Source organism: Microbacterium phosphatis, assembly GCF_049177115.1.
GTDB lineage: Bacteria > Actinomycetota > Actinomycetes > Actinomycetales > Microbacteriaceae > Microbacterium > Microbacterium phosphatis.
The window spans coordinates 2,173,904-2,195,883 of record NZ_CP185370.1 but is presented as its reverse complement, the minus strand read 5'-3'; the positions used below and the strand labels follow the sequence as shown (position 1 = coordinate 2,195,883).

Below are 21,980 nucleotides of genomic sequence, written 5' to 3'. Positions count from 1 at the left end.
ACGGGCAGCCGATCACTTGATGCCGGACGTCGCGGATCCCTTGATGAGGAAGCGCTGGCCGAACAGGAAGACGAGGAACAGGGGGACGAGCGAGACGACGCTCATCGCGAACATCGAGCCGTAGTCGGAGGAGGACTGCGCGTCGAGGAAGCCCTTCAGGGCCAGCGACGCGGGGAACAGCTCGGGCAGACGCAGGTAGATGAGCGGGCCGAAGAAGTCGCCCCACGTCCAGATGAACGTGAAGATCGAGGTCGTCGCGAGCGACGGCACGATCAGCGGGAGCGTGATCTGGAAGTAGCTGCGCACTTGGCCTGCGCCATCGATGCGCGCCGCCTCGAACAGCTCCTTCGGCAGGCCGCGGATGAACTGCACCATGAGGAAGATGAAGAACGCCTCGGTGGCGAGGAACTTCGGCGCGATCAGCGGCAGGAACGTGTTCAGCCAGTCGAGCTCCTTGTAGATCAGGAACTGGGGGACCAGGAGCACCTGGAACGGCAGCATGATCGAGCCGAGCATCACCGCGAAGGCGAAGTTCTTGAAGCGGAACTTCAGACGGGCGAAGGCGTACGCCGCCATCGAGCACGCGACGAGGTTTCCGAGGATCGCGCCGAAGGCGATCAGCGCCGAGTTCAGCAGGAAGGTGCCGAACGGGTACTGCAGGTCGTTCCAGCCGTTGACGTAGTTCTCGGTGGTGAGGTTCGTGGTGAACAGGCTGAGGTCGCGGAAGATGTCGGCGTTCGGCTTGAAGCTCGACACCACCAGCCACAGCAGCGGGTAGAGCATCACCAGGGCGGCGGCCGACAGCAGGACGTGCTTGCCGATCGCCCGCAGCGCGGTCCAGCCGGCGCCGGCGCGTCGCCGGGGCAGCGGGCGCTTCCCGGGGCGGATGAGGGTCTCGGTCTCAGTCGTCATAGTGCACCCAGAACTTGGAAAGCCAGAAGTTGAACGCGGTGAACGCACCGATCACCACAACGAGGAACCACGCCATCGCCGAGGCGTAGCCCATGTCGAGCTCGGTGAACGCCTCCTTGTAGAGCAGCAGCGTGAAGAACATGGTCGAGTCGCCGGGGCCGCCGGTGCCGCCCGAGACGACGTAGGCCTGCGTGAACGACTGGAACGCGAAGATGATCTGCAGCACGAGGTTGAAGAAGATCACGGGCGTCAGCAGCGGGAAGGTGATCGAGAAGAACTGGCGCACCTTGCCGGCGCCGTCGATGGCCGCAGCCTCGTAGTACATCTCGGGGATCTGCCGCAGGCCGGCCAGGAAGATCACCATCGGCGAGCCGAAGGTCCACACGTGCAGGATGATGATCGTCCCGAGCGCGTAGTCGGGGTGCCCGATCCAGCCGGGCAGGTCGGTGAGGCCGAACATCCCGAGGAACGAGTTGACCAGGCCCTCCTTGCCGAAGACCTGGCGCCACAGGATGGCGACGGCCACGGATCCGCCGAGGAGCGAGGGCAGGTAGAAGACCGACCGGTAGAAGGGGAGCCCCTTCATGCCCTTGTCGAGGAGCACCGCCAGGGCGAGGGCCAGGGCGAGCTGGAGCGGCACGCTGACGACGACGTAGGTGATCGTCACGCGGCACGAGTTCCAGAACCGCGGGTCCGCGAACATCTTCGTGAAGTTCTCGAAGCCGCTCCAGACGGGCGGCTGCAGCAGGTTGTAATCCGTGAACGCGAGGTACAGGGATGCGATGATGGGGCCGACCGTCAGACCGAGAATGCCCAGGATCCACGGCAGCAGGAAGATCAGCGCCGCCTTGTTGTCCGGGTACTTCTCCTTCAGACGCGGCCCGCCCTTCTTGCGCGACAGCGCAATGGTGCGGAGCTCGCCGATGCTGCTCACGTGACCTCCTCGTCAGTGGGAAGGCCTGCGCAACGTCGGGTCGTCGGCCTTCGGGGTCGTGAAAGCGGTTTCACGAGTGACATGATTATGATCACGTCACGGGGCGTTCGTCAAATGCATCCGCGAACCCGGGGCCGGATCCATCCGGACCGCAGATGATCGAGATGTCGTCTCGCAGAGCCGACTCGAGGATGAGGGAACATGGCGTCTCAGCGCAGGAGCGCGACCATCGCCGACGTGGCACGACGAGCGGGCGTCTCGCCCGCGACCGTGTCGCGCGTGATGAACGACCGGTTCGCCGGCGAGCCGGAGGTCGAGCAGCGTGTTCGTGCGGCCGCTGCGGAGCTCGCGTACCAGCCGAGCCTGCTGGCGCGCAGCCTCGCGCTCGGCCAGACGCACGCCATCGCCTTCGTTGTGCCGGACCTGGCCAACCCCGCCTTCCAGTCGGTGCTCGCGGGGCTCAGCAAGACCGCCGCGCACGACGGCTACCGCGTGCTCGTGGCCGACTCGGGGGAGTCGCCGAGCGACGAGCCGCTGCTGGCCGCGGAGATCCGCCGGCGCACCGACGCCATCGTGCTGTGCGCCCCGCGTATGGCCGACGAGGAGCTGGCCGCGCTGTCTGCCCAGCTGCAGCCTCTGGTGCTCATCAACCGCAGCCTGCCGGTGGACGCCACAGCGACGCCCGCCCTGTCGATCGACTACCGCTCGGGGATCTCGGCGCTCGCCGCGCATCTGCACGGCCTCGGCCACCGCCACCTGGCTTACGTGTACGGCCCCGAGCGCAGCGCGTCCAACGCCCACCGTGAGCGCGGCCTGCAGGACTTCGCCCGCGATCACCCCGACGTGCGGATCGACCGGATCGCCGCCGGCGCGGGCTCGGAGGACGGTCGCGCTGCGGCCCCGCAGGTCGCCGCCTCCGGGGCGACCGCCGCTCTCGCGTTCAACGATCTCGTGGCGGTCGGCCTCATCGGCGGGCTCCGCGAGATGGGGCTGAGTGTGCCCGGCGACATCTCGGTCACGGGCTTCGACGACATCCCGCTGGCGCAGTACCTGGACCCCGCCCTGACCACCGCCTCGGTCTCGCATGCCGAACTCGGCGTGGTCGCCTGGAACCGCATGCACGCGCTGATCCGCGGCGAGGAGCCGGGCAACGACGTGGTGTTCCAGCCGCGGCTCGAGGCGCGGGCGTCGGCCGCCGCGCCCCGCCGATGACGGCCGCTCGCGCCGGCGTGTAAAACGTTTCATCACGGCTTGGACACGGCTCGCGCCGGTCGCCGGATTCGCGTTGACAGTCCTGGGGGCGGGTGCTAATTTTCCGTGAAAGCGGTTTCTCCGGAAAGATCGGAAAACCTCGGACGGCGTCCCTGGACCACCCAGCCGTCCTCCTGCAACCGGTATCAACGGCGGTCCCGACGGGCCGTCCCTTCCCGAAAGAGGCGCAATGATGCGTATCACCCGGTCGCGTGCGACCCTGACCGCCTTCGGCTCGCTCGCCGCGGCGACGGCCCTCGTCCTCACCGGCTGCTCCGGCGGCGGAGGCGGCGGCGGCGACAAGGCCGAGCCCGCCAGCTCGGACGAGCCCGTCACCATCGAGATGTCGTGGTGGGGCGACGACAACCGCGCCGCGCTGTTCGGCGAGGTCATCGACCTCTTCGAGGAGGAGCACCCGAACATCACGGTCAAGGAGACGCCGGTCGGCGCGCCCGACGACCTCTTCAACCGCCTCGCGACCGACTTCGGCGCGGGCGGCGACACCGCCCCCGACGTGTTCGCCCTCGGTGGCGCCAAGCCGCAGGAGTACGGCGAGCTCGGTGCGCTCCTCGACCTCTCGACGGTGTCGGATCAGCTCGACACGTCGGACTACCCCGACTTCTCGCTGACGAACGCGCTCGTCGACGACACGCTCTACGGTCTGCCCACCGGCGGCAACGCCACCGCGGCGTTCATCAACACCGACATCCTCGAGGCCGCGGGCGTCGAGAAGCCCGAGGCCGGCTGGACGTGGGACGACCTCGTCGAGATCGCCAACACCGTCGGCAGCAAGGGCCTGAAGAACGCCCAGGGCGCGCCGATCTACGGCATCGACCTCCGCATCGGCGACGTCCTCGGCACCTACACCGGCCAGCTCACCGAGACCGGCATGTACGACTGGGACGGCCAGCTCGGCGTCGACGCCGACGACATCGCCAGCTGGTACGAGATCGAGCAGGAGCTGCTCGACGGCAAGGGCCTGCCCGACCCGACCGTGGTCACCGCCAACTGGGCGCTCCCGCCGGACCAGCAGCCCTTCACGCTCGGCCAGGCCGCGGTCACGTTCGGCTACTCGAACCTGATGGCCGCCTACTCGACGGCCGGCAACGTCGAGATGCTGCTGCCGCCGAGCGACACGGACGTCTCCGGCGTCGCCCTGCTGCCGTCGGCCTTCTGGTCGATCAACGCCGCGTCGAAGCACCCCGCCGAGGCCGCGCAGCTGGTCGACTGGTTCCTGCACGAGCCGGCCGCCCTGGAGCTGATCAAGGACACCCGCGGAGTGCCGTTCAACCCGGACGCCCTCGCCGCCGTGACCCCCGCGCTGGAGGGGCCGAACAAGATCGCCGCCGAGTACGTCGACGAGGTCCTCACGGGCGGCGTCGTCGCCCCGCCGCAGCCCGCCGGCGGCTCGATCATGAACGAGCTGTCGCAGCGTATGGAGTCGGAGGTGCTCTTCGGCACCAAGACCCCGAAGCAGGCGGCCGAGCAGTGGATCTCCGAGCTGGGCGCCGCCCTGCAGTGAGTCCGACGGCCGAGGGCGCCCCGGCGCACCCCGCCGCATCGCACGCTGAGTGATCCGGACGGGCGGTCCCTGGAATCCAGGGGCCGCCCGTCCTTCTTCTCCTTCCGACCTTCTCTTTGCGACACCGAGAGGACCCGCATGACCGCCGCCACCGATGAGGCCCTCACGCGCCTGCGCGAGAGCGATCCGTCAGCCGGGATCGCCGGCTCCCCTCTCGCCGAGGGGCTCGCGCGCGAGGGTGTGCGCTTCGCCGCCGTCGGCGGGCCGCTCGAGGCGCGCTGGCGTGACGCCCTCTCCGAGCTCGCGCAGTGCATCCGGGTGCTCGACGACGGCCACCCCGGGGGCGGGGCGCCCGTGCTCAACGAGGGCGGTGTGTACCGCGGATCCTGGATCGAGTCGACGGGCACGATCAACACCGAGATCCTCGCCCGCTTCGCCCCGCAGGTCGCCCGCGACACCCTCCTGCTGTTCGCGCGCCACCAGCGGGAGGACGGCATGATCCCGTACAAGGTGACGGCCGACGGCCCCGCCTTCTCGCAGATCCAGATCGTCACCCCGCTCGCGCGCGTGGTGTGGAACCACTACCTGCTGACGGGCCACGAGGGCGGTCGCGACCACGCGTTCCTGTCGGTCATGCAGGGGGCGATGGAGCGTATGGACGCCTGGCTCGCCCGGTACCGCGACACCCTCGGCACCGGCGGCGTCGAGGCGTTCTGCACGTTCGACACCGGCCACGATCTCTCGCCGCGGTTCTGGTTCGCACCCGACCGCGCCTTCCGCGGGGACGCGCGCCGGGTGGACCCCGACTCGGCCCTGCTTCCCGTCGTGGCGCCCGATCTCACCTCGAACGTCGCGGCGCAGCGCGCCTACCTGGGGCGGATCGCCGAGGAGCTGGGCGGCGACTCCGCCGCGTGGGATGCCGCGGCCCGGCGCTCGGTCGACGCGCTCTACGCGCAGTGCTTCGACGAGGCCGACGGGTTCTTCTACGACCGCGACCGCACCGGGCGGCTGCACCGCCTGCAGGGAGACGTGCTCGCGCGGGTGCTCGCCAACGAGGTCGGCGACGAGGCGTTCTTCACGGAGTCGCTGCGGCGCTACCTCATGAACACCCGCAAGTTCCTCGCGCACTACGGCTTCACCACCATCGCGATGGACGACCCGCGCTTCGATCACGACGCCTCGCGCAACTCGTGGGGCGGGCCGGTCAACTTTCTGGCGCAGCTGCGGGCGCCCCACGCGTTCGAGCGCCACGGCCACGTGGCCGAGCTCGCCCTGGTGTCGCAGCCGGTCATCGCGGCCCTCGCCGTGGCCGACCGCTTCCCGCAGTGCCTGGACCCGTGGTCCGGCGACGCGGGGTTCACCGAGGTCTACTCGCCGTCGATCCTCTGGTTCCTCGATGCGATCGAGCGCCACGCGGGCATCCTGCCGCGCCCGGACGGCGAGGTCTGGTTCACCGGGCTCACCCCGACGCGCCTCGACCACGGCGCGGCCGCGCAGGCGATCGCCTACGGCCGTCGGGTGGGGGAGGCGGCGTTCGAGCTCGTCGCCGACGACGGACGCGTCGATGTGCTGCGCGACGGCGCCGCGGCCTTCGGCTTCCCGCGCGGCTGGCGTGTGGTCACCGATCGCGCGGGCGCGGTGCAGGCGGTGGTCGGCGTCGGCGCGCGCCCCGTCACCGGCGTGCTGACCCTGCCGTCGGGCGACCTCGAGCTGACCGTGGCGCCGAACGAGCGGGTCGCCATCGCCGGGGGGTCCGTCGCCTCGCGCGCGGGTGCCGAGTTCGTCGCGCCGGTCTTCTGACAGGCTGAGCGCATGAGTGCCGCCCTTCCCCTTCGCCCGCTCGGCTCCACCGGCCTGCGGGTCACCTCCCTCACCCTCGGCGGCGGTCCGCTCGGATCGATGCCGAAGCTGTTCGGCGAGGTCCCCGAGGGCCGCGCGATCGAGACCGTCGCCGCCGCGCTGGACGCCGGGATCCGCACCATCGACACCTCGAACGGCTACAGCGACGGCGAGAGCGAGAGGCGGATCGGCGCGGCGCTCGCGCAGTACGGCGCGCTCCCGCCGGAGACGCTCGTCATCACGAAGGTCGACCCGCGGGGCGGCGACTACTCGGGCGAGCGGGTGCGTCGCTCGCTGGCGGAGTCGTCCGACCGCCTCGGCATCGCGCCGCTGCCCGTTGTGCACCTGCACGATCCGGAGTTCCACGACTTCGACATGATGACGGCGCCCGGCGGCGCGGTCGATCAGCTCGTCGCGGCGCGCGAGCGCGGCGAGATCGGCCACATCGGCCTGGCGGGCGGCGACACCCGCGTCACGTCGCGGTACTGGGACCTCGGGGTGTTCGAGCTCCTGCTTGTGCACAACCGCTGGACCCTCGCCGACCGATCGGCGGGCGCGCTGCTCGCGCGCGCGGAGGCCGACGGCGCGGGGCTGATCAACGCCGCCGTGCTCGGCGGCGGCGCCCTCACCGACCCCGCACGGGTGCCCGACTCGTACGCCTACGGTCCCGCGCCGGCCGAGACCCTGGAGGCGATCGACCGGATGCGCGACGTCTGCCGCCGGCACGGGACGACCCTGGAGGCCGCGGCGATCCGCTTCTCGACCCGCGATCCGCGGATCGCGACGACGGTGGTCGGCATGGCGTCCCCCGAGCGGGTGGCGCCGAACGTCGCGGCCGCCACGGCCGATCTGCCGGACGCGCTGTTCGCCGAGCTCGAGACGCTCGTCCCCGCCGAGGAGCTCTGGCTCGACCGCCGCTGACGGCGCGGGTGGTCATGACACGCCGCGCGCAGACCCGGCGACGCGGCGTGTCGCGACCAGGAGCGCCAGGGGAGGCGATCAGCCGCCGGTCGACGCCCGGACGACGAGCTCCGGCTCGAAGAGCACGTCGCGTGCCTCGATCGCCGGATCGGCCGCCTCCTCGGCGAGGATCGACAGCGCGGTCGCGCCCATTGTGAGGCTCGGCTGCCGGATCGACGAGAGCGGGACGGCCGCCGCGGAGGCGAAGTCGATGTCGTCGTAGCCGATCAGCGCGACGTCGGCCGGGACGGCGACGCCGGCGCGGGTCAGCGCCTGCAGGATGCCCAGGGCGAGCAGGTCGTTGGCGGCGAAGACCGCCCGCGGGCGATCGGCGGGGGCCAGCGCGGCGATGCGCTCGCCCGCGGCGATGCCGTCGGCCACCGTGAGGGAGCCCACGAGCAGGGTCTCGAGCGTGGCGTCCGGGACGTCGGCCACCTCCGCGCGGGCGCCCTCCGCGCGATCCGCCACCTGGCGCAGCTCGGCGGGACCCCCGACGAACGCGAGGCGGCGGTGTCCGCCGTCCAGCAGGTGGCGAGCCGCGAGGCGACCGCCGCGCACGTCGTCGACCGCGACCGAGGAGAAGCCGGATCCGGGGGCCGACCGGTCCACCAGCACCACGGGGATGCCGCGCTCGCGCAGCTCGCCGAGGCGACCGAGGTCGTCGCCGATGGGGGAGATGAGCACGCCGTGCGCGCGCTGCTCCTCGAACAGGGCCAGCAGGCGCAGCTCGCGCTCGAGGCGCTCGTCGCTGTTGCCGATGAGCACGGACAGCCCGTGCGTCGCGGCCTCGTCGTCGGCGCCGCGGGCGAGGTCGGCGAAGAACGGGTTGCGGGCGTCGAGCACCACCAGTCCGACCGTGGTGGAGCGCCCGGCGCGCAGCTGGCGCGCCGCGTCGTTGCGCACATAGCCGAGCTCGGCGATCGCCGCCCGGACGCGCTCGACGGTGGCTTCGGGGACCGACTCGGGGCGGTTGAGCACGTTCGAGACCGTGCCGACCGAGACCCCCGCCATCGCCGCGACATCGCGGATGCTGACGCCCATGCGCACCTTCCTGTTCCGGTGATCCGACGTTACCCGGGAGAACCGCTGAAACGTCTCAACTCGCGCTAGCGTCTTCTGTGGAGCGGCGACGACGCCGCCCGGAAGGAATCGATCCATGGCCCTGTTCGACATGCCCCTCGAGACGCTCCGCGAGTACCGCTCGTCCGTTCCCGAGCCCGCCGACTTCGACGCGTTCTGGGACGCGACGATCGCCGAGACCCGCGCGGCCGCCTGGGCCCCGCGCGTCGAGCCGGTCGACACCGGCCTGACGCTGGTGGACGTCTCGGACGTGACGTTCTCGGGCTTCGCGGGCGACGGGATCCGGGCATGGTGGACCGTGCCGGCGGACCGCGCGCCCACGGCCGTGATCGTCGAGTTCATCGGGTACAGCGGCGGACGCGGCGCCCCGCACGAGGTGTCGAACTGGCCGCTCGCCGGCTACGCCCACCTCACGGTCGACACCCGTGGCCAGGGCTGGGGGCACTGGCGCACGGGCCACACCCCGGACCCGCACGGGTCCGGCTCGGCGACGCCCGGCAAGATGACGCAGGGCATCGAGGATCCTGACACCTACTACTACCGTCGCGTGTTCGCCGACGCGCTCCGTGCGGTCGAGACGGCGCGCGAGCTCGCGGGCGACGTTCCGCTGTTCATCCAGGGCGCGAGCCAGGGCGGCGGCATCACGATCGCGGCGACGGCGCTCGCCGTGGCCGCGGGGATCGAGGTCGCAGGCGCGCTGCCGGACGTGCCGTTCCTGTGCGACTTCCCGCGGGCGACGACCATCACCGACGCCAACCCCTACCGCGAGATCGGCCTCTACCTCGCCGCGCACCGCGGTCGTCAGGAGCAGGTCTACAACACGCTTTCGTACTTCGACGGGGTGAACTTCGCGCGCCGCGCCGCCGTGCCCGCGCTGTTCTCTGTCGCCCTGATGGACGTGATCTGCCCGCCGTCGACGGTGTTCGGCGCATTCAACGCGTGGGCCTCGGAGGATCGCTCGATCGAGGTGTACCCGTTCAACGACCATGAGGGCGGCGGGGCCTTCCAGCGCGGCGAGCAGCTGCGCTGGGTCGCCGGGCGCCTCGGGTAGCCGGATCACGCGAGGGGCTGGGACACCGGCCCCTCCTGTGGTACAAATGAAACGATTCAATTCGCGATCGACGGAAGGGGCTCGACGATGAGCCGGCGCGTCTGCTTCACCCTGCGGGTGAAGCCCGACCTCATGGACGAGTACATCGCCCGTCACAGCCCCGTGTGGCCCGAGATGCTCGAGGAGATCGCCGCCTCCGGGCGCCGCGACTACTCGATCTTCCACCTCGGCGACGGCCTGCTGGTGGGCACCTACGTGACCGACGACGACGCGGCGGCCCAGGAGTACCTCGCCCGCTCCGAGGTCGCGGCGCAGTGGGAGGAGTCCATGGCGCCGTTCTTCCTCGGGCTCGACGGGCGACCCGACCAGGCCGCCCGCACCCACCCCGAGGTGTTCCACCTCGAAACCCAGCTCGCCGCCGCGCGGGCCCTCTGATCCTCCGAAACCCCGCGGCGACGAAGCCGCCACTGAAAGGAACGCTGATGAGCATCCTGACTCCCGAGATCCTGTCCTCCCTCGAGAAGCAGGCCATCGAGCTGCCGTCGTGGGCGTTCGGCAACTCCGGCACCCGCTTCAAGGTGTTCGGCACGGCCGGCACCCCGCGCGACCCGTTCGAGAAGATCGCCGACGCCGCGCGCGTCCACGAGCTGACCGGCCTCGCCCCGAGCGTCGCGCTCCACATCCCGTGGGACAAGGTCGACGACTACGCCGGGCTGCGCGCGCACGCCGAGGACCTGGGCGTCTCGCTCGGCACGATCAACTCGAACACGTTCCAGGACGACGAGTACAAGTTCGGCTCGCTCACGCACGAGGACGACGCCATCCGGCGCCGCGCCATCGACCACCACCTCGAGTGCATCGACGTCATGGACGCGACCGGCTCGCGCGACCTCAAGATCTGGCTCGCCGACGGCTCGAACTACCCCGGCCAGGCCGACATCCGAGGCCGCCAGGACCGCCTGAACGCGTCGCTGCAGGAGATCTACGCGCGCCTCACCGGTGAGCAGCGCCTGGTGCTCGAGTACAAGTTCTTCGAGCCGGCGTTCTACCACACCGACGTTCCGGACTGGGGCACGTCCTACGCGCAGGTCGTGACCCTCGGCGAGCGGGCCCTGGTCTGCCTCGACACGGGCCACCACGCTCCCGGCACCAACATCGAGTTCATCGTTATGCAGCTGCTGCGCCTCGGGAAGCTCGGATCCTTCGACTTCAACTCGCGCTTCTACGCGGACGACGACCTGATCGTCGGCGCCGCCGACCCGTTCCAGCTGTTCCGGATCCTGTTCGAGGTGATCCGCGGCGGCGGCCTGAACAACCCCGACGTGGCGTTCATGCTCGACCAGTGCCACAACGTCGAGAACAAGATCCTCGGCCAGATCCGCTCGGTGCTCAACGTCCAGGAGATGACCGCCCGCGCGCTTCTCGTCGACGCCGACGCCCTGCGCGCCGCGCAGGTGTCGGGCGACGTGCTCGCCGCCAACGCCGTGTTCATGGACGCGTTCTACACCGACGTGCGCCCCGCCCTCGCCGAGTGGCGGCAGGAGCGTGGCCTCCCCGCCGACCCCATGCAGGCCCAGCTCGAGTCGGGTCACCAGGCCCGCATCGAGGCCGAGCGCGTCGGCGGCACCCAGGCCGGCTGGGGCGCCTGAGCGCCGCCGACCGCAGATACCCGAACGAACCCGAGGACTGACATGACCAACCCCACCGTCGCCGAGCTTCTCGCGCGCTCCAACCGTCTCGGATCCGATCCGGTCAACACCAACTACGCCGGTGGCAACACCTCCGCCAAGGGCACCGAGATCGACCCGGTCACGGGCGACCCGGTCGAGCTGCTGTGGGTGAAGGGCTCCGGCGGCGACCTGGGCACGCTGACCGAGGCGGGTCTTGCCGCGCTGCGTCTGGATCGGATGCGCGCGCTGGTGAACGTGTACCCGGGGATCGACCGCGAGGACGAGATGGTCGCCGCGTTCGACTACTGCCTGCACGGGAAGGGCGGCGCCGCTCCCTCGATCGACACCGCGATGCATGGCCTGGTCGATGCGGCGCATGTGGATCACCTCCACCCCGACAGCGGCATCGCGATCGCGACGGCTGCGGATGGTGAGGAGCTCACGGGGAAGATCTTCGGCGACAAGGTGGTGTGGGTGCCGTGGCGTCGTCCGGGCTTCCAGCTGGGCCTGGACATCGCCGAGATCAAGAAGGCCCACCCGCAGGCGATCGGCTGCATCCTCGGCGGGCACGGGATCACTGCCTGGGGCGACACGTCCGAGCAGTCCGAGGCGAACTCGCTGTGGATCATCCGGACGGCCGCCGATTACATCGCCGAGCACGGCGACCCCGCGCCGTTCGGCGGGGTGCGTGCGGGTTTCGAGGCGCTGCCGGAGGGCGAGCGCCGGGCGAAGGCGGCGGCGCTGGCGGCCACGATCCGCGGTCTCGCATCGCACGACCGCCCGCAGGTGGGCCACTTCACCGACAGCGACGTGGTGCTCGACTTCCTCGCCTCCGAGCGCGCTGTGGAGCTGGCGGCCCTGGGCACCAGCTGCCCGGATCACTTCCTGCGCACCAAGGTGAAGCCGATGATCCTGGATCTGCCGGCGACGGCGTCGGTGGAGGAGTCGATCGCGCGTCTGAAGGAGCTGCACGAGGCGTACCGCGCCGACTACACCGCCTACTACGAGACGCACGCGACGGAGGGTTCGCCGGCGATGCGCGGGGCCGATCCGCTGATCGTGCTGGTTCCGGGTGTGGGCATGTTCTCGTACGGTGCCAACAAGCAGACCGCGCGGGTGGCGGGGGAGTTCTACGTCAACGCGATCAACGTGATGCGCGGCGCGGAGGCGCTGTCGACCTACACCCCCATCTCGGACGCGGAGAAGTTCCGCATCGAGTACTGGGCGCTGGAGGAGGCGAAGCTGCAGCGGATGCCGAAGCCGAAGACCCACCAGGGCCGGATCGCGTTCGTCACCGGCGCCGCCTCGGGCATCGGCAAGGCCATCGCCCAGCGCCTCGCCGCGGAGGGCGCGTGCGTTGTGGTCGCCGACCTCGACCTCGCCAAGGCGCAGGCCGCCGCGGCGGAGCTCGGCTCGACCGACGTCGCCGTCGGGGTCGCCGCGAACGTCTCGGACGCCGCGGGGGTGCAGGCCGCGATCGATGCGACGCTGCTCGCCTTCGGCGGCATCGACCTCGTCGTCAACAACGCCGGCCTGTCGCTGTCGAAGCCGCTGCTGGAGACGACCGAGGCCGACTGGGATCTGCAGCACGACGTGATGGCGAAGGGATCCTTCCTGGTCTCCAAGGCCGCCGCGCTCGCGCTGATCCAGCAGGGCATGGGAGGAGATGTCATCTACATCTCCTCCAAGAACAGCGTCTTCGCCGGGCCGAACAACATCGCCTACTCGGCCACGAAGGCCGACCAGGCCCACCAGGTGCGCCTGCTGGCGGTCGAGCTGGGCGAGTACGGGGTGCGGGTCAACGGCATCAACCCCGACGGCGTCGTCCGCGGATCGGGGATCTTCGCCTCGGGGTGGGGCGCTAACCGCGCCGCCACCTACGGCGTCGCCGAGGAGGACCTGGGCCAGTTCTACGCGAACCGCACCATCCTCAAGCGCGAGGTGGTGCCCGAGAACGTCGCCGACGCGGTGTTCGTGCTCACCGGCCCCGAGCTCAGCCGCACGACCGGCCTGCATGTGCCGGTCGATTCGGGCGTCGCCGCGGCGTTCCTGCGATGACGCAGCGGCGCGGGGCCGCGCCCGGGGCGACCGCCGGCTCCGTGGCCGCGGTCGACCTCGGGGCGACGAGCGGGCGGGTGATCATCGGCCGCTTCGACGGATCCGGATCGCTCGCGATGGAGACGGTCGGGCGCTTCGCCAACACTCCCGTCCGCCTGCCGGACGGCCTGCACTGGGACCTCCTGGGTCTGTATCGCGGGGCGCTCGACGGCCTGCGCTCGGCCTTCCGCGCCGAGCCGGGGCTGGCCTCGATCGGGGTCGACTCGTGGGCGGTCGACTACGCGCTGCTGCGCGGAGATCGCCTTCTCGGGGTGCCCTTCCACTATCGCGACGAGCGCACGGCGGCGGGGGTCGCGGCCGTGCATCAGAGCGCCCCGTTCGACGAGCTGTACCGCCGCAACGGGCTCCAGTTCCTGCCCTTCAACACGCTGTACCAGCTCGCCACCGAGGGGGAGGCCCTGGGCCTCGCCGACCAGCTGCTGCTGATCCCGGATCTGCTGGGCTGGATGCTCACGGGCGCCCGTGTCGCCGAGCGGACGAACGCGTCCACCACCGGCCTGCTCGATGTGACCACGCGCGAGTGGGATCTGCCGCTCGCGCAGCGGATCGGCGTGCCCGCGTCGATCCTGCCGCCGCTGGTCGATCCGGGCGCGACGCTCGGCGGTCTGCTGCCGGCGGTCTCGGCGGAGCTCGGCGGCGACGCCCCGGTCGTGGCCGTGGGCTCGCACGACACCGCCTCGGCCGTCGTCGCCGTGCCCATGCGCGCCGACCGCGCCGCCTACATCTCGTGCGGGACGTGGGGGCTCGTCGGCGTCGAGACCGAGCAGCCCGTGCTCACCGACGCCGCGCGCGAGGCGAACTTCACCAATGAGGGCGGCGTCGACGGGCGTGTGCGGTTCCTGCACAACGTCATGGGCCTGTGGCTGCTCAGCGAATCGGTGCGCGCGTGGGAGGCCGAGTCGGGCACCCCCATCGACCTCACGACGCTGCTGACGCAGGCGTCCGCCGTGACGGGGCCCGTGGGGCTGTTCGACGCCAATGACCCGGCCTTCCTGGCGCAGGGGGACATGCCCGCCCGGATCGCGGCGTGGCTGCGGGATCACGACCAGCCGGTGCCGTCGTCGCCGGCCGAGTTCGCGCGATCCATCGTCGAGAGCCTCGCCGAGGCGTTCGCGGTCGCGGTGCGCAAGGCCTCCGAGCTGTCGGGTGTGGGGGTCGAGACCATCCACGTGGTCGGCGGCGGGGCCCTCAACCGCCTGCTGTGCCAGCGCCTGGCCGACCGCGCCGGGCTGCCGGTGCTCGCCGGCCCCGTCGAGGCCACCGCGATCGGGAATCTGCTCGTCCAGGGCCGCACCGCGGGCTTCGTCTCGGGCGACCTCGAGGCGCTGCGTGCGGTGGTCGCGGGGGCGTTCGATCCCGTGCGCTACACACCGCGGGCCTGACGGCTCGACCCGGTACCCTCGGAGCGTGGCCATCTCCCTCCGCGACGTGCTCGCGCAGCTCAACGACCCCCGCACCGTCGCCCACGGTGTGGTGTGGACCGCGCTGAACGCGGGCATCACGCTGGTCGATCCCCACCGCCTCGGCCCCGGCCGCCGTCTCGCCTACCGGGCGGCACTCGGCGCCCTGGGCGGATGGACCGCATGGGTCTCCGCTCGCGACGCCGCACCCGCCACCCGCGCGGGGCTGACCGCCGGCGCCGCGGGCGCCTTCCTCGCCGCCTCCGAGGCCACCGAGGCCGTCGACGCGCGGCTCCAGCAGGGGCTCGCGCGGCGCGGCGTCGCCGACCCCCGCGGCGTGATGGCACTGGCGGCCGTCGCGCTCGCGGCGCTCACCTGGGCGCTCGGGCGGGCGCCCGCGCCGGTGGCGGCCCCGGAGCCGGAGGAGGATCCGGTCGCGCAGACCGTCGACCTCCCCGATGACGTGCGAGCGCTCACCGCCCTGCTGCTCGGCGCGACCGAGCAGTTCGGCGCCGCCGAGCTGCGTGAGCAGCTGGCATCCGCGCGCGCCAGCATCTACGAGGGTGCCGACCCCACGGCCTTCTGGCCGGGCATCGGCTTCGAGGTGCCGGAGGGCTCGCCCTTCGCGGTGCCGGGTGACGCGATCTTCCCCGTGATCGGCGTCTACCGGCCGCTCGAGGGCCGCACCTTCGAGGTCTACCTGAACGTGTCGAACGGCCACCTCTCGACCCTGTCGATCAGCGAGGGCCGCGGCTGGACCGACGCCGAGCAGCAGTCCTGGTACGAGCAGGGCCGCGGCGTCCAGGAGCTGCCCGGCTGGCCGGATCCGTCCGAGCTCGAGCTGCTCATCGAGTCGCCGGCCGGCCTGCGCCCCCTCAGCTGAGGCGCAGCCCCTCGGGGGTCTCCTCGAGGGGGAAGAAGCGGGCGCGCTCGTCCGGCGTCCTGTTCGGGGTGTGCAGCGTGAGCAGCAACCGCCCCGCGGCGTCGGCGAAGATCATGCCGTGTCCGCCGTCGGCGGGCCAGAGGGGCTCGGCCGACTGGGCCCACGGCCCGGCGATCGTGCCGGAGGCGGACGTCGCCACCCCCATCGCGTAGCCCGTGTCGCCGAAGCTCGACCAGAGCATCAGGAGGCGTCCGTCCGCCGTGCGGTGCAGGAACGGCCCGTCGGTCACGAACACCCGATCGAACTCGGGCCGGGGGATCGGACGCGCCCAGGCCGCCTCCGACGCGCGGAAGAGCAGGACCGGGTCCCCGACCGTGCCGCGCAGATCGGGCGTCAGTCGGACGGCCTGCACCTCGCCGTCGCCGACGTCCTTCCACTCGTGGCAGAAGACCATGTACGGGGTGCCGTCCTCGACGTGCAGGGTGCCGTCCAGGCACTCCCACGCGCTGGGGGTGAGCGGCCCGTCCGACCACGGCTGGTAGGGGCCCTCGGGATTCTCGGCGCGCAGGATCTGCGTGCCGCGGTGGCGACCCTCCGCGGTGAACGTCGCGAACAGGTAGAAGCCGCCCTCGTAGGCGTGCACCTCCGGGGCCCAGTACTGCGTGTGCGACCAGAACTCGGGCGCGGGGCGGAAGGCCGGTGTCGGGCCGTGCCACTCGAGGAGGTCGTCGCTCCAGTAGGTGTCGAAACCCGTCGCCGGGCCCGACCAGATGTTCGCGTCGGTGCTGCCGAACAGGTGGTAGCGACGGGTGCCCTCGTCGAAGAGCACAAACGGATCGCGGATCTGGATGTCGTCGAGACGCATGGGGTGCTCCGGGGTCAGGAGAGATCGAGGGTGGCGGGGCGGGCGATGCCGCGGACGTCGAGCGTGGGCCACGCGGGATCGGCGGAGAGCGCGGTGACCGATCCGTCGCCGTCGACGATCACGGTGTCCTCGGTCTTCACCCCCACGCCGTCGGCGTGCGCCCAGGGGTTCCAGGCGAACGCCTGGCCTGCGCGCACCAGATCCGTCGATCCCGGTGCCGCCTTCGGGTCGCGGCCGTTGTAGCCCGTGGGGCCGCCCTGGTGGTGGCGCAGCCAGGCATCCGGGCCGAAGCCCTGACGCGCGTAGGCCGCGCGGATGTCGCCCAGGACGTCGTCGAGGGTGCGCCCGGGGACGGTGGCGGCCCACACATCGGCCTCGACCTCGAGCAGGCGTCGCTCGGCGTCGCGTGTCGCGCTGTCCTCGGGCGCGAACCGCACCCAGCGCGTCACGCTGACGTGCAGCCCGTGACGGCGCCCGGTGGCGACGCCCATCGCGCGGTCGCCGAGCGCCGCGTCCGTCGGAAGCGGATGCTGCACGTGCGCCCGGGAGGCGCCCGCGACCAGGGTGACGGCGGGTTCGGCCCCCGCCTCGTAGATCGCGCGGGAGAGGGCGCCGGCCAGCTCGCGCTCGGTGGTGCGGGGCGTCGCGGCCGAGAGCACGCGGGTGAGGGCGGCTGCCATGTCGCGGCCGAGCGCCGCGTAGCGCTCGCGCTCGAACGGCAGCAGCGAGGCGCGGGCCGCGCGCAGCTCGGCGGTCGCATCCGTCTCGCGCAGGGTGCCGGGATCCGCCGCCTGCAGGTCGCCGAACCAGTCGATGACGCGGAACTCGGCGCCCGCGATCTCCTCGTGGGCGAGACGCTCCGCCTCGTTGGCGAGGGCCGTGACCACGGCCGTGCCGTCGCGGTGCACCGTCGCCGAGAACACGGGTGCGCCCCCGAGCGGCACCGCGGTGCGCGGCCCGTCGAAGTACCAGGCGAGCGCCTCGGTGCCCGTCAGGAGGATCCGATCCGCGCCGTGGGCGTCGAGGATCTCGACGAGACGCGCGTGCTTGCGCGGTCTGTCGGGGCTGGGGGCGATGCGCGATCGCAGGCTCGTGGTCGGGGACACGGGCGGGTGCTCCTCATCATCGAGGTGTTCGGGACATCCGCCAGCCTAGCCGAGAAACCGCTTTCACGACGACGCGCGGCGCGTGATCCGATCCGGACCACAACGCCGTGGGCGTCAGTGCTTCAGGCGGACGAGGCGCTCGTGGCCGTTCTCGCGGACCTCCGCGAACTCGCGCGAGGTGACGAAGTCGTTGAACGACCGGAACCCGAGGGTCTTCTCGCTGAAGGACGGGTCCATACGACGCATGTGCTGCTTGACGGCCGAGGTGTGCAGCCATTCGGCGTCGTCGTCGCCCTTGCCCAGACGCAGCGCGCGCTCGAGCAGGCGCGAGGCCGCGGCGTGCAGATCCTCGGGCGGGATCTCGTCGAATGGGATCAGGGTGTCGTCGTCCTCGACGGGCGGGGGCGGCGTGGGCGCGACCTTCGCCCGCGAGGCGCGGCGGCTGCGCGAGCCGGACCCCGACCCGGAACCCGAGGCGGGCTCGCTCGGCTCGGCGGCGGCGTCGGCGGTCCCGGTCGGCTCGGGGGCCTTCGCGACGGTGACCCGCGGCTTCTTCGGCGCGGTGACGCCGGGAAGCGTGTCATAGGCCTCGAACTCGTCGCAGGCGGCGGCGAGCGACTTGGCGGTCGAGCCGGCGACGCCCATGCCGATCACGTAGCGCCCGAGGCGCTTGCAGCGCTGCGCCAGCGGGACGTAGTCCGAGTCGCCCGCCACGATCACGACGTGGGTGAGGTCGGGCAGGCGGAACATGTCCTCGACGGTGTCGACGGCGAGGCGGATGTCGGCGCCGTTCTTGGCGTACGCCGCCGCGGGGAACAGCTGCACGAGGTCGACCGCGCGCCCCACCAGCTGCGAGCGATACGTCGCGTTCACGGGGGAGGACCAGTCGGCGTAGGCGCGGGTCAGCACAAGCGTGCCGAAGGACGCGGCGTAGTCGATGATCGCGCCGACGTCGATCGTGGCCTCGGCCAGGCGCGTCGCGAACTCGGGGTCGTCGGCGAGCCTCTGCTTGTCGCGGCTGTACGAGTTGCGGCCGTGGACGCGGTCGTACCAGCTCATGACGATGTTGTCGAAGTCGAGATAGACCGCCACGCGGCCACCGTTGTCGGCCATGTTCAGCTCTCCTCCGTGGGGTAGACGACGCCGATCTGGCGCCGGATCTCGTCCAGCGTGCCCATGATGGCCACCGACTCGTCGATCGGCAGCTCGCGGCCCCGCAGCTCGCCCTCGGCCACGAACCTCTCGGCGGCGAGCGCCTGGAACTGCATGCCGCGACCCTCGATGTCCGTCTCGTAGCGCTCGAGCACCGTGCCGTCGGGGGCCGTCACCGTGAACGACGTCGGCGAGTACCAGACCCGGTCGATGTCGATCCGGGCCGCGGTGCCGACGATGTGCGCGCTGTTCGGCCCGGATCCGCGCGCGGACGAGACAGTGGTCGACAGCGCGCCGGAGCCGTGCACCATGAGGGTCGCCACCTCGGTGTCGGCGCCGGTGTCGCCGAGGCGGGCGGCGGCGTGGACCGTCGTCGGCTCGCCCAGGATGTCCCAGGCGAACGACACGGGGTAGATGCCGAGGTCGAGCAGCGCCCCGCCGCCGAGGGGCAGCGCGTTCAGGCGGTGCGAGGGGTCGTCGGTGATCTTCTGCGTGTGGTCGGCGAACAGGGCGCGCACCTCGCCGAGCGTGCCGGCATCGATGATCTCGTGGATCCGGATCATGTGCGGCAGGTAGCGCGTCCACATCGCCTCCATCACGAGGAGGCCCTTCGCGGCCGCCAGGTCACGCAGGCTCTCGGCCTCGGCGCGGTTGACGGTGAACGACTTCTCGACCAGCGCGTGCTTGCCGGCCTCGAGCGCGAGGCGCGCGTTCTCGGCATGCATCGGGTGCGGCGTCGAGACGTAGATGATGTCGACGTCGGGATCGGCGACGAGCTCCTCGTACGAGCCGTGCGCGCGCGGGATGTCGAACTCGGCCGCGAAGGCCGTGGCGCTTGCCTGGGAGCGCGAGCCCACGGCGACGAGATCGAGGCCCGCGGTCCGCAGATCGCGAGCGAACGAGTGGGCGATGCCGCCCGTTGCGAGAATGCCCCAGCGCAGTCCGGTCATGTTCCGAGCCTAGGTGGTGCCGCCGGCGTCGCAGGACGGGCGGATCAGAGATCCACGCGCCGGGCGAAGGTGCGCGGCGGCCGGGGGCGGGGCGAGCAGAAGGCGTGGGCCCGCAGGCGCACCGCCTCGTGCGGCTGGAGCCCCGCGACGCGGGCGAAGTCGTCGAGGGAGGCGAAGCCGCCCCGGCGATCGCGTTCGGCGGCGGCCTCGCGGGCCTTGTTCCGATCCATCCCGGGGAGCTTGGCGAGGTCGCGCCGCGACGCCTTGTTCACGTCGACGGTGGGGGCCGCCGGCGCGGGCGCCGCCTGGTCGACGAGCGCCTCGCGGGTCCGCGTCGCCGCGGCGGCGAGGGGTCGCGCCTGCTCCGGGACCGATTCCCGCCGGGCGGCCTGCTCGGCCGGCTCGGCGGCGCGACCGCGCGGGGCGGCCTCGGCACGCCGCTGCGCGCGGCGCGCGCGATCCCGGACGCGGCGCCGCTCCTGCGGGGTCTGCACCCCGCCGGTCCCCTCGGCGACGCGGCGCAGCACCCCGGGGAAGACGATCAGGGCGTGCACGATGCACGCGACCCACGCCGCCGTCCGGATGATGACCGCCAGGTCGTCGAGGTACAGCTCGTCCTCGAGGGGCAGCGTGATGAACCCGATGGCGGTGTAGCCGAACGCGGGCCACCACAGCCGGGTGTTCGCGCTCATCAGCGCCGCCGCCGAGAAGCCCAGCCACGACCACCCGGGCCCGCCGAGGACGGGCACGATCCACAGGCCTACCAGGAGCAGGAAGACCCAGCTCGTCCGGCGCTCCTGAAGCGGAAGGGTCACGCCGTCTCCTTGACGGTCAGGGTCATCGTGACCGTGTCGCCGTCGCGCTGCTCCGAGGCGAGCTCGAAGCCCGCGCCGTCCGCCCGCTCGCGGATGCGCTGCGCCACCGCCTGCTGCACCCGGAGCGCGTACGCCGCGTCCAGCTCGGCCAGCAGCGTGGTGCCGCGCTCGGTGAGCTGCGCGTCGGAGTGGTCGCCCGTGACGTGCGCCTGCCAGATGCCGTCGGCGTCCTGCTCCATGGCGATGCGGACGTCGCCGAAGGCGGCCGTGACCTCGTCGCCCACGATGATGTCGGTCGCGCCGATGTCCGACAGCGCCTGCTCGAGCAGCCCCCGGTCCTTCAGACGGGTGCGCATCGCGACGGCGCGCTCGCCGCGTGCGGCGGCCTGCGCGGCGATCGCATCGCCGGCGTGAGCGGCCGTGCCGGCCGTCAGCAGCCCCGCCGCGGCGAGGGCGAGGGGGATCAGCGAGATCGTGACGCTCATGAGGCTGCGCTCCATTCGCTCGAGGCATCGCTACGCATTCTCGTGCTCCGTTCGGGAGAGGGCGGAAGGGGAGTCGACGCGCGCGCCCAGGTCGTGCAGCAGTGCGTCCAGGGCGTTGTCGTCCGCCCAGCCGTTGACCTCGACGCGGCCATCGGGGCCGATGCGGATCTCGAGCCGGTCGCCGCTCCCGGAGCCCCGCTCGATGCGCTCGATCGCCTCGCTGTAGACGGGGGTGAGCGCCGTCAGGCCCTGGTTGCGGGATCCGATCCAGGGGCGATCCGGATCGGGAAGGTCGCGCAGGTAGGGGCCGTCGGCCAGCAGATCGGTGGCGGCGAGCAGGCGCGCGATGTCGGCGCGGGCACGCGCCCACTCGGTCAGCTGCGCGTGCGTGTACCCGGTGAACGTCATCACCGTCAGGCCGCTTGCACGGAACGCCTCGGCGATGGCGGCCGCGGCGTGCGCCTGATCGAACGGCTCGCCGCCCAGCAGCGTCAGGCCCTCGGAGCCCGCAGCCGCGGCCTCGGCGGCGAAGCGCTCCGCCAGGGCGCCCGTCTCCTCGAGCAGGGCGCCGCGGTGCGCCCACAGGTGCGGGTTGAAGCACCCCGGGCAGCGCACGTCGCACCCCTGCAGCCAGAGGGCCGCCCGGCGCCCGGGGCCCTCGGCCTCGGTGGCGGGGACGAACCTCGACCAGCGGGTGCGCGCGCCGTCGCGGGGCGCGGGAGGCGCATCGCGCAGCGTGGGGGCGGCGAGCAGGGTCATCCGCCGTGGCCCTGCGTGTGGTCGTGGTCGACGTTGTGCCACTCGTCGTCGGCCGTGGCCCTGTCGTAGTCGGCGGTGTACGCCGAGGCCGCGGTGGAGGCGCCGAGCAGGTCCTCCAGCGCCTCGAAGTAGTCGAGGCACTCGGCGCCGTGCATGCCGATCGTCTCGGCGTCGATCGTGCCGTCCTTGTGCACCCGCACGATGAGCTGCTTCGTCATGTCCGCTCCG

21 protein-coding genes are annotated in these 21,980 nt (G+C 72.0%); 10 read left to right on the top strand and 11 right to left on the bottom strand.

Annotated elements, in window-relative coordinates; all coding sequences use genetic code 11:
- Positions 1–12 precede the first annotated feature (12 nt).
- Both ACOKGD_RS10470 and ACOKGD_RS10465 read right to left on the bottom strand, forming a co-directional pair.
- Positions 13–912 (bottom strand): carbohydrate ABC transporter permease, encoded by a 900-nt coding sequence (locus tag ACOKGD_RS10470; RefSeq protein WP_342337260.1) that lies wholly within the window; start codon positions 910–912, stop codon positions 13–15.
- Positions 902–1,846, bottom strand: a complete 945-nt coding sequence (locus tag ACOKGD_RS10465) for a carbohydrate ABC transporter permease (protein WP_342337259.1) — start codon at positions 1,844–1,846, stop codon at positions 902–904. Before ACOKGD_RS10465 ends, ACOKGD_RS10470 begins: the two co-directional genes overlap by 11 nt.
- A gap of 201 nt (positions 1,847–2,047) precedes the next feature.
- On the opposite strand from ACOKGD_RS10465, the gene ACOKGD_RS10460 reads away from it, so the two are divergent.
- The 4 genes from ACOKGD_RS10460 to ACOKGD_RS10445 all read left to right on the top strand — a co-directional run bounded on the left by ACOKGD_RS10460 (position 2,048) and on the right by ACOKGD_RS10445 (position 7,379).
- Positions 2,048–3,058, top strand: coding sequence for a LacI family DNA-binding transcriptional regulator (locus tag ACOKGD_RS10460; RefSeq protein WP_342337258.1), 1,011 nt, complete (start codon positions 2,048–2,050; stop codon positions 3,056–3,058).
- Positions 3,059–3,287: 229 nt separating this feature from the next.
- Positions 3,288–4,619 (top strand): ABC transporter substrate-binding protein, encoded by a 1,332-nt coding sequence (locus tag ACOKGD_RS10455; protein ID WP_342337257.1) that lies wholly within the window; start codon positions 3,288–3,290, stop codon positions 4,617–4,619.
- 138 nt (positions 4,620–4,757) lie between these two features.
- Positions 4,758–6,419, top strand: a complete 1,662-nt coding sequence (locus ACOKGD_RS10450) for an MGH1-like glycoside hydrolase domain-containing protein (protein ID WP_342337256.1) — start codon at positions 4,758–4,760, stop codon at positions 6,417–6,419.
- A 12-nt stretch (positions 6,420–6,431) separates the two neighbouring features.
- A complete protein-coding gene (locus ACOKGD_RS10445) occupies positions 6,432–7,379 on the top strand; it encodes an aldo/keto reductase (protein ID WP_342337255.1) in 948 nt (315 codons plus the stop codon).
- A gap of 78 nt (positions 7,380–7,457) precedes the next feature.
- Here the strand turns inward: ACOKGD_RS10445 and ACOKGD_RS10440 are convergent, their stop codons facing one another.
- The gene (locus tag ACOKGD_RS10440) at positions 7,458–8,459 is read right to left on the bottom strand and encodes a LacI family DNA-binding transcriptional regulator (protein ID WP_342337254.1); all 1,002 of its coding nucleotides are present in this window, start codon (positions 8,457–8,459) and stop codon (positions 7,458–7,460) included.
- A gap of 115 nt (positions 8,460–8,574) precedes the next feature.
- Between ACOKGD_RS10440 and ACOKGD_RS10435 the strand changes: the two genes are divergently transcribed.
- From ACOKGD_RS10435 to ACOKGD_RS10410, 6 genes are all read left to right on the top strand, one after another.
- A complete protein-coding gene (locus tag ACOKGD_RS10435; RefSeq protein ID WP_342337253.1) occupies positions 8,575–9,549 on the top strand; it encodes an acetylxylan esterase in 975 nt (324 codons plus the stop codon).
- A gap of 87 nt (positions 9,550–9,636) precedes the next feature.
- Positions 9,637–9,984: an L-rhamnose mutarotase gene (locus tag ACOKGD_RS10430; protein ID WP_342337252.1), complete on the top strand. Its 348-nt coding sequence runs from the start codon at positions 9,637–9,639 to the stop codon at positions 9,982–9,984.
- A gap of 47 nt (positions 9,985–10,031) precedes the next feature.
- Entirely contained in the window at positions 10,032–11,198 is a 1,167-nt protein-coding gene (gene rhaI, locus ACOKGD_RS10425; RefSeq protein ID WP_342337251.1) for an L-rhamnose isomerase, read from the top strand.
- Positions 11,199–11,240: 42 nt separating this feature from the next.
- Positions 11,241–13,277, top strand: a complete 2,037-nt coding sequence (locus ACOKGD_RS10420; protein ID WP_342337250.1) for a bifunctional aldolase/short-chain dehydrogenase — start codon at positions 11,241–11,243, stop codon at positions 13,275–13,277.
- Entirely contained in the window at positions 13,274–14,719 is a 1,446-nt protein-coding gene (locus ACOKGD_RS10415) for a rhamnulokinase (RefSeq protein WP_342337249.1), read from the top strand. Before ACOKGD_RS10420 ends, ACOKGD_RS10415 begins: the two co-directional genes overlap by 4 nt.
- A 25-nt stretch (positions 14,720–14,744) precedes the next feature.
- The gene (locus ACOKGD_RS10410) at positions 14,745–15,620 is read left to right on the top strand and encodes a hypothetical protein (protein WP_342337248.1); all 876 of its coding nucleotides are present in this window, start codon (positions 14,745–14,747) and stop codon (positions 15,618–15,620) included.
- Here the strand turns inward: ACOKGD_RS10410 and ACOKGD_RS10405 are convergent.
- From ACOKGD_RS10405 to ACOKGD_RS10370, 8 genes are all read right to left on the bottom strand, one after another.
- Positions 15,613–16,485, bottom strand: coding sequence for a glycoside hydrolase family 43 protein (locus ACOKGD_RS10405; RefSeq protein ID WP_342337247.1), 873 nt, complete (start codon positions 16,483–16,485; stop codon positions 15,613–15,615). The genes ACOKGD_RS10410 and ACOKGD_RS10405 overlap by 8 nt on opposite strands.
- Before the next feature lie 14 nt (positions 16,486–16,499).
- Entirely contained in the window at positions 16,500–17,591 is a 1,092-nt protein-coding gene (locus ACOKGD_RS10400; protein ID WP_342337246.1) for a M24 family metallopeptidase, read from the bottom strand.
- A gap of 114 nt (positions 17,592–17,705) precedes the next feature.
- Positions 17,706–18,704 carry an NYN domain-containing protein gene (locus ACOKGD_RS10395; protein ID WP_342337245.1) on the bottom strand — a complete coding sequence of 333 codons (999 nt, stop codon included), beginning with the start codon at positions 18,702–18,704 and terminating at the stop codon, positions 17,706–17,708.
- A 2-nt stretch (positions 18,705–18,706) separates the two neighbouring features.
- Complete coding sequence (locus tag ACOKGD_RS10390; protein WP_342337244.1) at positions 18,707–19,693, bottom strand: Gfo/Idh/MocA family protein; 987 nt, start codon at positions 19,691–19,693, stop codon at positions 18,707–18,709.
- A 44-nt stretch (positions 19,694–19,737) separates the two neighbouring features.
- The gene (locus ACOKGD_RS10385) at positions 19,738–20,508 is read right to left on the bottom strand and encodes a ComEA family DNA-binding protein (protein ID WP_342337243.1); all 771 of its coding nucleotides are present in this window, start codon (positions 20,506–20,508) and stop codon (positions 19,738–19,740) included.
- Complete coding sequence (locus ACOKGD_RS10380) at positions 20,505–20,993, bottom strand: hypothetical protein (protein ID WP_342337242.1); 489 nt, start codon at positions 20,991–20,993, stop codon at positions 20,505–20,507. The genes ACOKGD_RS10385 and ACOKGD_RS10380 overlap by 4 nt, the downstream gene beginning before the upstream one ends.
- 30 nt (positions 20,994–21,023) lie before the next feature.
- Positions 21,024–21,752 carry a 4Fe-4S single cluster domain-containing protein gene (locus ACOKGD_RS10375; protein ID WP_342337241.1) on the bottom strand — a complete coding sequence of 243 codons (729 nt, stop codon included), beginning with the start codon at positions 21,750–21,752 and terminating at the stop codon, positions 21,024–21,026.
- Positions 21,749–21,970, bottom strand: a complete 222-nt coding sequence (locus tag ACOKGD_RS10370) for a DUF2997 domain-containing protein (protein WP_342337240.1) — start codon at positions 21,968–21,970, stop codon at positions 21,749–21,751. Before ACOKGD_RS10370 ends, ACOKGD_RS10375 begins: the two co-directional genes overlap by 4 nt.
- Between the last annotated feature and the right edge of the window lie 10 nt (positions 21,971–21,980).

Bases quoted from the DNA above. Each gene is read 5' to 3' on its own strand.
- ACOKGD_RS10470 (WP_342337260.1), bottom strand. From the start codon at position 912: ATGACGACTGAGACCGAGACCCTCATCCGCCCCGGGAAGCGCCCGCTG.
- ACOKGD_RS10460 (WP_342337258.1), top strand. From the start codon at position 2,048: ATGGCGTCTCAGCGCAGGAGCGCGACCATCGCCGACGTGGCACGACGA.
- ACOKGD_RS10455 (WP_342337257.1), top strand. From the start codon at position 3,288: ATGATGCGTATCACCCGGTCGCGTGCGACCCTGACCGCCTTCGGCTCG.
- ACOKGD_RS10450 (WP_342337256.1), top strand. From the start codon at position 4,758: ATGACCGCCGCCACCGATGAGGCCCTCACGCGCCTGCGCGAGAGCGAT.
- ACOKGD_RS10445 (WP_342337255.1), top strand. From the start codon at position 6,432: ATGAGTGCCGCCCTTCCCCTTCGCCCGCTCGGCTCCACCGGCCTGCGG.
- ACOKGD_RS10440 (WP_342337254.1), bottom strand. From the start codon at position 8,459: ATGGGCGTCAGCATCCGCGATGTCGCGGCGATGGCGGGGGTCTCGGTC.
- ACOKGD_RS10435 (WP_342337253.1), top strand. From the start codon at position 8,575: ATGGCCCTGTTCGACATGCCCCTCGAGACGCTCCGCGAGTACCGCTCG.
- ACOKGD_RS10430 (WP_342337252.1), top strand. From the start codon at position 9,637: ATGAGCCGGCGCGTCTGCTTCACCCTGCGGGTGAAGCCCGACCTCATG.
- rhaI (WP_342337251.1), top strand. From the start codon at position 10,032: ATGAGCATCCTGACTCCCGAGATCCTGTCCTCCCTCGAGAAGCAGGCC.
- ACOKGD_RS10420 (WP_342337250.1), top strand. From the start codon at position 11,241: ATGACCAACCCCACCGTCGCCGAGCTTCTCGCGCGCTCCAACCGTCTC.
- ACOKGD_RS10415 (WP_342337249.1), top strand. From the start codon at position 13,274: ATGACGCAGCGGCGCGGGGCCGCGCCCGGGGCGACCGCCGGCTCCGTG.
- ACOKGD_RS10405 (WP_342337247.1), bottom strand. From the start codon at position 16,485: ATGCGTCTCGACGACATCCAGATCCGCGATCCGTTTGTGCTCTTCGAC.
- ACOKGD_RS10395 (WP_342337245.1), bottom strand. From the start codon at position 18,704: ATGGCCGACAACGGTGGCCGCGTGGCGGTCTATCTCGACTTCGACAAC.
- ACOKGD_RS10390 (WP_342337244.1), bottom strand. From the start codon at position 19,693: ATGACCGGACTGCGCTGGGGCATTCTCGCAACGGGCGGCATCGCCCAC.
- ACOKGD_RS10380 (WP_342337242.1), bottom strand. From the start codon at position 20,993: ATGAGCGTCACGATCTCGCTGATCCCCCTCGCCCTCGCCGCGGCGGGG.
- ACOKGD_RS10375 (WP_342337241.1), bottom strand. From the start codon at position 21,752: ATGACCCTGCTCGCCGCCCCCACGCTGCGCGATGCGCCTCCCGCGCCC.
- ACOKGD_RS10370 (WP_342337240.1), bottom strand. From the start codon at position 21,970: ATGACGAAGCAGCTCATCGTGCGGGTGCACAAGGACGGCACGATCGAC.